The 8587-nt window shown below is 73.5% G+C and carries 7 protein-coding genes; 1 reads left to right on the top strand and 6 read right to left on the bottom strand.

The features are described from left to right. The 3 genes from AC1DZA_RS11595 to AC1DZA_RS11585 all read right to left on the bottom strand — a co-directional run. Positions 1-1194 (bottom strand): CHAT domain-containing protein (locus AC1DZA_RS11595; RefSeq protein WP_476772859.1); only part of this gene is annotated, 1194 nt, incomplete at its 3' end. Positions 1195-1400: 206 nt separating this feature from the next. Further along, on the bottom strand, positions 1401-2375 hold the full coding sequence (locus AC1DZA_RS11590) for a serine hydrolase domain-containing protein (protein WP_476772858.1): 975 nt from the start codon (positions 2373-2375) through the stop codon (positions 1401-1403). Between the two features lie 67 nt (positions 2376-2442). Next, on the bottom strand, positions 2443-3393 hold the full coding sequence (locus AC1DZA_RS11585; protein ID WP_476772857.1) for a 2-hydroxyacid dehydrogenase: 951 nt from the start codon (positions 3391-3393) through the stop codon (positions 2443-2445). A 44-nt stretch (positions 3394-3437) separates the two neighbouring features. Between AC1DZA_RS11585 and AC1DZA_RS11580 the strand changes: the two genes are divergently transcribed. Continuing rightward, positions 3438-3980 (top strand): hypothetical protein, encoded by a 543-nt coding sequence (locus AC1DZA_RS11580; protein WP_476772856.1) that lies wholly within the window; start codon positions 3438-3440, stop codon positions 3978-3980. A 72-nt stretch (positions 3981-4052) separates the two neighbouring features. Here the strand turns inward: AC1DZA_RS11580 and AC1DZA_RS11575 are convergent, their stop codons facing one another. From AC1DZA_RS11575 to AC1DZA_RS11565, 3 genes are all read right to left on the bottom strand, one after another. Beyond that, positions 4053-5504, bottom strand: coding sequence for a rhamnulokinase (locus AC1DZA_RS11575; protein ID WP_476772855.1), 1452 nt, complete (start codon positions 5502-5504; stop codon positions 4053-4055). Positions 5505-5613: 109 nt separating this feature from the next. Continuing rightward, entirely contained in the window at positions 5614-7650 is a 2037-nt protein-coding gene (locus AC1DZA_RS11570) for a bifunctional aldolase/short-chain dehydrogenase (protein WP_476772854.1), read from the bottom strand. Next, the gene (locus AC1DZA_RS11565) at positions 7647-8558 is read right to left on the bottom strand and encodes an alpha/beta hydrolase (RefSeq protein ID WP_476772853.1); all 912 of its coding nucleotides are present in this window, start codon (positions 8556-8558) and stop codon (positions 7647-7649) included. The genes AC1DZA_RS11570 and AC1DZA_RS11565 overlap by 4 nt, the downstream gene beginning before the upstream one ends. Positions 8559-8587: the final 29 nt, after the last annotated feature.

The following is an 8587-nucleotide window of genomic DNA, read 5'->3' as shown; positions in this document are numbered from 1 at the left end:
CGCAGCGGCAGCCGCGGGCGACGCCGCAGCGGCAGCAACAGGCGCAGCGACACCAGCAGCGGCAGCAGCAGGCGCCGCCGGCTCGGGCATCGGCGCCACGTCGAACAGGCGTGTGTCCTCGCCGCGCAGGTAGAGCACGGGCGTGACCCACTCGAGCGTGCCGCGGCCGATGCCGAGGATGCCGATGCGTCCGCTGCGCACCGCCTCGTCGATGCCGCGCCCGTACGAGAGCGCCGTGTAGAAGCCGCGCGCGAACGCGATGGCGGCGACGTCGCTGATCGAGAACTGCATCGCCGCGACCGCGCGGATACCGCTGTGGGCGAGGGCGGCCGCGGTGCCCGAGAAGAGATCGGTGGTGCCGGATGCCGCGGACTGGCACGAGTTGAGCATGACGAGCCGAGGCGTGGGCTCCGCCTCGTCGAGCAGGTCGGCGAGGCTCGACGCCGTCACCTCGTCGGCGCGGCCGTCGCGGCCGACGAACGCGAGCACGCCCTCGTCGGTCTCGGCGTCGTACGAGCCGTGGCCGATGAAGTGCAGCACGTGCCACTCCTTCTCGAGGAGCTTGGCGTGCACGCCGTCCCAGGTCACGTCGTCGAGCCATTCGAGCTCCACGCGGCCCGAGTCGAGATGGGGGCGCAGCGCCTCCTCGAGGCGCTCGCGCTCGCCGCCGACGTCGAGCGCCGGGAGCCCGCGCGGCGACGCGATCATGCCGAGGATGCGCATGGGCGGCTCGAGGGCGAGCACGGGAGGCGTGAACGAGGCCGGCACGCGACGGACGAGCGGCTCCTTGCGGCACAGGTAGGCGCCGGTCTCGGCGTCGAAGAGGGTCTCCCACGGCAGCGACGAGAGCTCGGGCGCCGTCAGGCGCAGCGCGATCTGCACGCTGGTTCCGCGTTCGGAGGCGACCGCGAGGCTCGTGCGGTAGGCGGCGAGCACGTCGCCGTGGAAGGCCGCGTCGAACAGGCGGCGGCCGACCTCCTGCACCGTCGTCTCGGTGTCCGACATCACCCGTCGCGCGGAGACCGACGACGAGAGCACGCTGGCCTCGAGGAGGGGTCGCTGGTCGACGAGCGGGGCGAGGTCGAGCGTCATCGCCTGGGTCGGCTGGCCGCCGCCCACCGACTGCAGCACCCGCACCACGTAGGAGCCTGGCTCAGGGCCGGGCCCGATCTCCAACTCCATCACCGTGTCCATGCGCGAATCCTCGCCCTCGCACGTCGGCGCGCCAACAGTGGCTGCACTGATCTGACGCTGCGGGAGGGTCCGGAACGCGTGGACGGGCACGCAGGCGTTCGGTCGGCTCACACGATACTCCCGAACGCGGCCGGCCGCGCCGCCGAATGCGGCCGACTGCGCCGCCCAACGCGGCCGGCCACGCCGTCGGGTCGCCGCCGTTCCGGTCAGTCCGCGCCGGCGACCACCGCGTTGTGCAGCTCGTCGATGTCCACGCCGAACTGCCCGATGCCGCCGCCCACGCTCGTGAGCAGCACGAAGCACACCCCGCGCGACGGCGTGACGGCGAACTCGCTGCCCGCCCAGGCGCCGTGGCTGAACGTGTCGGCGGCGAGCAGCCCGGCCGCCGAGTGCCGCAGGTTCCACGTGAAGCCCCAGTCCTGGCCGCGCGACTCGGGGTACGGTTCGAGCTTCGGCAGCCCGGCGGTGAGCGGGCGCAGCATGGCGTCGTAGCCCGCCTTCGACACGAGCGACCCGTCGTTGCGCAGCAGTGCGCTGCCGATGGCGAGCAGGTCCTTCGCCCGGCCCAGCAGACCGGCGCCCGGATGCCGCAGCGCGGCGAACGCCGGGTAGTCGAGGCCCTGCGCGGCCGCGTCGACGACCTCGTGCGGGCTCGCCGCGGCATCCGTCGTGAACCCGCTCGCGCCGGCCCGGGCGGCGACGGCGTCGACCGCCTGCTCCCAGGAGGCGCCGCCCGCGTGCTCGATGAGCGCGGCGATGCCCTCGAAGGCGATCGTGGAGTAGCGCGACGCGGTGCCCGCGGCGAAGTCGCGACCCGGGGCGAGCAGCGACGGGCGCAGGCCCGCCGGCGTCTGCAGGTCGGGCTCCACGATGCCCGACGTGTGGCTCACGAGGTGCCGCAGGCGCACGACGTCGTCGCGTCCCTCGCCGAACTCGGGCACCGCCGTCGTGAGCGGGGTGTCGGGCGTCATGCGCCCCTCCTCGATCAGTCGCAGCGCGGCCAGCCCGACGAGCGGCTTGGTGATCGAGAAGAGGGCGTAGTGGTCGTCGACGGATGCCCCGCCGAACGCGTCGAGGGCGACGATGCCGTCGGCGGTGGCGATGCCGAGCACGGCGCTGGGCATGGGGCCGTCGTCGACGTGGCGGCGGGTCCAGTCGAAGGCGTGGTCGAAGCTCGGCATGGGGTCCTCTCGGTAGGGCTGGGGAACAGGATCAGGGGTCGGCGGTGTGCAGGTCCTCGTCTGCGCGTCAGCTGCGCAGCACGACGTTCTCGGGGGCCTCGCCGCGCAGCATCCGCTCGATCTGGCGCTGCAGGAGGCGCGCCATGCGGGGCATCATCGCGGTGGAGGCGCCGCCCACGTGGGGGGAGACCAGCACGTTCGGCAGCGCGAAGAGCGGATGCCCCTGCGGCAGCGGCTCGGGGTCGGTGACGTCGAGGGCGAACCGAAGCCGGCCGGAGCGGGCCTCGGCGAGGATCGCGTCGGTGTCGGCGACCTTGCCGCGGGCGATATTCACGACGAGGGCGCCGTCGGGCAGTGCCGCGAGGAAGGCGGCATCGACGAGCCCGGTCGTGGCATCGCTGAGGGGCAGGCCGACGATCACGATCTCGGCGTGGGGCAGGAGCCGCGGCAGCTCGTCGATGCCGTGGATGCGCCCACGCTCGTCGTCGCGGGCGCGGCTGGCGACCCGGGTCACCTCGACCTCGAAGGGCGCGAGCCGTTCCTCGATCGCGCGGCCGACGCCGCCGTAGCCGATGAGCAGCACGCGCCGGTCGGCGAGGCTCTCGTGCCGGGCGGGCGCCCAGCGGCCCTCGGATGCCGCGCGGACGAAGTCGGGGATCCCGCGCTGCGCCGCGAGCACCAGTGCCAGGGTGAGCTCGGCCGTGGACGTCTCGTGCACGGTCGCCGCGTTCGCGAAGACGTGGCCCGGCGGCAGCGCGTCGGCGATGTCGTCGTAGCCGATCGACTGCGATTGCACGAGACCCACGTCGACGCCGGCGAGCGCTCCGAGCCGGGCGGCCGCGCCCATGTACGGCGGCACCACGAGGTCGATGCGACGGCCGGATGCCACGGGCGGCGGCCCCTCGAGGTCCCACTCGAGCACCTCGACGCCGTCGGGCACCCCGCCGGGGGTCCGCTCGAGCGCGCGACGCAGGGTCGCGCCGGGCACGGTCACGAGGAGCCGGGGCGATTCGGTCATGGCTCGATCCTTCCAGAGCCCGGGCGGCTGGTAGCCTCCGGCGCATGGAGCATGATGGGCGACCGCGGCGGGGACCACGCGACCGATTCGCCGGCCGGCCCGTCGAGGAACGCGCCGAAGCGCTGAAGGAGCGCGTCTACGCCACCTTCACGGGCCTCGCGATCGTGCTCGTGCAGGCAGGGAACGTCGAGCACCTCACGGCCCGGCAGGCGACGCTCGCGCTGCTCGTGGGCATCGTCGGCATCACCGTGGCCGGCTTCGTCGCCGACATCGTGTCGCATCTCGCCGTGCACGCGGCCTTCCCGAGCCGGGCCGAGCTCGGGCGGATGGCGCGGGTCGCCGGCGAGGCGCTCGCCTCGGCCGGCGTGCCGCTGATCCTGTTGGCTCTGGCCTGGCTTGGCGTCTTCGAGCTGGCGGGCGCGCTTCGCGCCGCGAGCATCGTCTACATCGTCACCCTCGCGCTGATCGGCTTCCTCGCGGTGCGTCGCACCCGCCTGGAATGGTGGAAGCAACTCCTCGCGCTGGCGATGCTCGTGGGCTTGGGGCTGGCCGTCATCGGCCTCCAGCAGCTCGCGCACGCGCACTGAGCCCGCCTCCGAACTCACCGTGGGCTCCGGCTTCACTGCCGCCTCCGACTCCACTCCGCTCCGTCGCAGGCCTCAGCGGGCGACGGGCTCGTACCGCTTCGGCGGGAACGCCGTGGCCACGATGGCGCGCAGCGCCTCCAGGTCGCCGCTCGCGTAGCCCTGAGCCCGCGCCTGCACGAGCACGTTGCCGATGGCCGTCGCCTCGACGGGGCCGGCGAGCACGGGGAGGCCGGCTCGGTCGGCGGTGCGCTGGCACAGGAGCTCGTTGAGCGCACCGCCGCCCACCACGTGGATCGTCTCGACGTCGACGCCCGACAGGATCGACGCGGTGCGCACCGCCCCGGCGAACGCGTCGGCCAGGCTCTCGATGATCGACCGGGCGAACTCGGCCCGCGTCTGCGGTGCCGCGACGCCCTGCTCGGCGCACCACTCGGCGATGCGGCCGGGCAGGTCTCCGGGCGCGAGCAGCCGGGGGTCGTCGGCGTCGAACACGGCGACGGGCGCAGTGACGGATGCCGCGGCCGCGAGCAGCCCGGGCAGGTCGATGCGCTCCCCGTCCCGCTCCCACCAGCGCACCGACTCGCTCAGCAGCCACAGGCCCATGACGTTGTGCAGGAACCGGACCCGTCCGTCGACGCCGCCCTCGTTCGTGAAGTTCGCCGCGCGCGCGGCATCCGACGTCACCGGATGCTCGAGCTCGACGCCCACGAGCCCCCATGTGCCGCACGAGATGTACGCGGCGGACTCGGCGCGCATCGGCATGGCGACGACGGCCGAGGCGGTGTCGTGCGAGCCGACCGCGACGACCTCGAGGCCGGCGGGCGCGCCGAGCTCGGTCGCGACAGCCGGTCGCAGCGCGCCGAAGGACTCGCCGGGGCTGACGAGCGGGGCGAAGACGGATGCCGGGAGCCCGAGCCGCTCGATGAGCTCGTCGTCCCACTCGCCGGTCTCGACGCCGAGCAGCCCCGTGGTCGACGCGTTGGTGCGCTCCGACAGCCGCGCGCCGGTGAGCTGGAACCCGATGAGGTCGGGCACCAGCAGGAGCGAGTCGGCGAGGCCGAGCCATCCGCCCGCCGCGTCCCGTTCCACCGCGAGCTGGTACACCGTGTTGAACGGCAGGAACTGCAGGCCGTTGCGTCGGTACAGCTCCTCGAACGGCACGACGCGGTGCACGGCCTCGACGCCGCGGTCGTTGCGCTCGTCGCGGTAGTGGAACGGCTCGCCGAGCAGGCGGTCGCCCCGCAGCAGCCCGTAGTCGACCGCCCACGAGTCGACGCCGACCGACGCCACCGCCGGGTCGCGCCGGAACGCCTCGGCGAGTCCGGCGGTGAGGTCGCGGTAGAGGCCCGTGAAGTCCCAGTGCAGGCCCGACGCGAGGCGCACCGGGCCGTTCGGGAACCGGGCGACGTGGTCGAGCTCGAGCGTGCCGGCGCGACCGTCGACGCGGCCGAGGATGACCCGCCCGCTCGTCGCCCCGAGGTCGACCGCGGCGACGGTGCCCGCGCGTCCGCCCGACGTGCTCATCGCCCGCGCTCCGCGTGCCGAAGCCCCGTCGACACCGCAGAAACCCACGCCTCAGCGGCGCCGTTCCGTGGGCGACTGCTGAGTGGCCGCCGCGCCGCGATGGTGGGACTCATCGCAGGAAGGCCGCGGCGACACCCGCGTCGACCGGGATGTGCAGGCCGGTCGTGTGCGAGAGCTCCGGCCCGGTGAGCACGATCACCGCGTTCGCGACGTGCTCGGGCAGCACCTCGCGCTTGAGGATCGTGCGCTGGGCGTAGAACTTGCCGAGGTCCTCCTCCTCGATGCCGTACGTCTTGGCCCGGTTCGCGCCCCAGCCGCTCGCGAAGATCCCCGAGCCGCGCACGACGCCGTCGGGGTTGATGCCGTTCACCTTGATGCCGTACTCGCCGAGCTCGACGGCGAGGAGCCGCACCTGGTGGGCCTGGTCGGCCTTCGTCGCCGAGTAGGCGATGTTGTTCGGCCCGGCGAACACCGAGTTCTTCGAGGAGATGTAGATGATGTCGCCGCCGAGCCCCTGGTCGATGAGCACGCGCGCCGCCGCCTTCGACACGAGGAACGAGCCCTTCGCCATGACGTCGTGCTGCAGGTCCCAGTCCGCCTCGGTCGTCTCGAGCAGCGGCTTCGACAGCGACAGGCCCGCGTTGTTCACCACGAGGTCGAGGCCGCCGAAGGCGAGTACGGCGTCGTCGATCGCGCGTTGCACGGCCGCGGCATCCGTCACGTTCGCCTGCACGCCGATCGCGACATCCGTGTTGCCCAGCTCGGCGGCGGCTGCCTGCGCCTTCTCGAGGTCGAGGTCGGCGATGACGACGCACGCGCCCTCGGCGGCGAGCCGGGTCGCGATGGCCTTGCCGATGCCGGATGCCGCGCCGGTCACGAGTGCGATGCGGGTGGCGTGCTGCTTGGGCTTCGGCATGCGCTGGAGCTTCGCCTCCTCGAGCGCCCAGTATTCGATGCGGAACTTCTCGGCGTCGGAGATCGGGGAGTAGGTCGAGACCGCCTCGGCGCCGCGCATCACGTTGATGGCGTTGACGTAGAACTCGCCGGCCACCCGCGCGGTCTGCTTGTTGGCGCCGTAGCTGAACATGCCGACGCCCGGGATGAGCACGATGAGCGGGTCGGCGCCGCGGATCGCGGGCGACTCGGGGGTCGCGTGGGCGTCGTAGTACGCCTGGTAGTCGGCGCGGTAGGCCTCGTGCAGCTCCTTCAGGCGGGCGACGGATGCCTCGACGTCGGCGTCGGCCGGAAGGTCGAGCACCATCGGCTTCACCTTGGTACGCAGGAAGTGGTCGGGGCAGCTCGTGCCGAGTGCGGCGAGGCGCGGGTGCTCGGCGCGGGCGAGGAAGTCGAGCACCTCTGGGGCATCCGTGAAGTGGCCGACCACGGGTCGGTCGTGGGAGGCGAGCCCACGGATCGTCGCGGCCAGCGCCGCGGCCTTCGCGCGACGCTCGGCGGGCTCGAGCGGGCCGTACCCCTCGAGCTCGGCGCCGAACGGCTCGGCCTTCCCGTGCTCGGCGATGTAGGCCGCGGCCGTGTCGATGATCCAGAGCGAGTTGCGCTCGGACTCCTCGGAGGTGTCGCCCCAGGCCGTGATGCCGTGGCCGCCGAGGATGCAGCCGATCGCCTGGGGGTGCTGCGCCTTGATCTCCGCGATGTCGAGTCCGAGCTGGAAGCCGGGTCGGCGCCACGGCACCCACACGACCTGGTCGCCGAAGATCTTCTGCGTCAGCTCCTCGCCGTCGGCGGCCGTCGCGATCGCGATGCCCGAGTCGGGGTGGAGGTGGTCGACGTGCGCCGCGTCGACGAGGCCGTGCATGGCCGTGTCGATCGACGGTGCCGCGCCGCCCTTGCCGTGCAGCGTGTAGTCGAACGCGGCGACCATCTCGTCCTCGCGGTCGACGCCCGGGTACACGTCGACGAGAGCGCGCAGTCGGTCGAGCCGCAGTACCGCGAGGCCCTGCTCGGTGAGGGTGCCGAGGTCGCCGCCCGAGCCCTTCACCCACATGAGCTCGACGGGCTCGCCGGTGACCGGGTCGGTCTCGGTGCCCTTCGCCGACGTGTTGCCGCCGGCGTAGTTCGTGTTCTTCGGGTCGGCGCCGAGGCGGTTCGACCGCGCGATGAGGTCGGCAGCTGCCTGGTTCGTCATGGGGTGATTCCTTCGGTGATGCGGAGGGTGGTCTGGTGGTGCGCCGCGAGCCAGGCGATCCAGCGCACGACGCGCTCGATCGAGGCGGATGCCGCGGGCTCGGCTGGTCGGTTCAGGTGGCCGTGCTCGGTGCCCGGCTCGGTCGCGACGTCGACGGTCGCGCCGGCCGCGCGGAGCGTCGCGGCGAACACCTCGCCCGAGACGCGCAGCTCGTCGGCCTCGCCGTTGACCATGATCACGGGCGGGAAGCCCGCGAGGTCGGATGCCGCGGCCCGGCCGGGCACGGCGGCGAGCGGGGCCTCGTCGGTCGGTCCGCCGAGGTACTGCTCGTACATCTCACGGACGGCGTCCGGGCCGAAGCGGTCGGCGCCGGGATTCGCGTCGAGCAGCGCCCGCAGCGCGGCATCCGGAGCCGGCTGCACGTCGAGCAGCGTGGGGTAGGCGAGGAACACGCCCCCGGGCAGGGGCGCTGCCTCGGTGACGGGCTCGTGGCCGAGGAGTCGCAGCACCGCGCCGGTCACGAGGTTGGCGCCCGCGCTCGCTCCGCCGATCGCGACCCGATCGGGGTCGAGGTCGAGTTCGTCGGCGTGGGCGAGCGTCCAGCGCCACGCGGCGAGCACGTCGTCGGAGCCGGCCGGGAAGCGCCCCGAGCCGTCGCCGACGAGGCGGTAGTCGATGGAGACGACGGTGATGCCGCGTTCGGCGAGCGTCCGCGCGACCCAGTCGGCCTCGGGCATGTCGAGGTCGCCCGCGACGAAGCCGCCTCCGTGCGCCCACACGAGCGCGGGCGTGCGGCGCTGCGCCGCGGCATCCGTCACCGCGTTCGCGTCGGCGCTCGCCGCGCCGCTGCTCGCCGAGTACACCCGCACGAGCCCGCCGGCCGCGCCGTACGGTGCCTGCTGCGTCATCCGCTCGCTCCCCTCGCTCGTCTCGCGTG

Source organism: Agromyces sp. P2_B3, assembly GCF_056404815.1.
This window is presented reverse-complemented; position numbering and strand designations above follow the sequence as displayed.

What these genes read in the sequence shown, in the direction of transcription:
- AC1DZA_RS11565 (WP_476772853.1), bottom strand. Translation starts at nt 8,558, where the DNA reads ATGACGCAGCAGGCACCGTACGGCGCGGCCGGCGGGCTCGTGCGGGTG.
- AC1DZA_RS11585 (WP_476772857.1), bottom strand. Translation starts at nt 3,393, where the DNA reads ATGACCGAATCGCCCCGGCTCCTCGTGACCGTGCCCGGCGCGACCCTG.
- AC1DZA_RS11580 (WP_476772856.1), top strand. Translation starts at nt 3,438, where the DNA reads ATGGAGCATGATGGGCGACCGCGGCGGGGACCACGCGACCGATTCGCC.
- AC1DZA_RS11590 (WP_476772858.1), bottom strand. Translation starts at nt 2,375, where the DNA reads ATGCCGAGCTTCGACCACGCCTTCGACTGGACCCGCCGCCACGTCGAC.
- AC1DZA_RS11575 (WP_476772855.1), bottom strand. Translation starts at nt 5,504, where the DNA reads ATGAGCACGTCGGGCGGACGCGCGGGCACCGTCGCCGCGGTCGACCTC.
- AC1DZA_RS11570 (WP_476772854.1), bottom strand. Translation starts at nt 7,650, where the DNA reads ATGACGAACCAGGCAGCTGCCGACCTCATCGCGCGGTCGAACCGCCTC.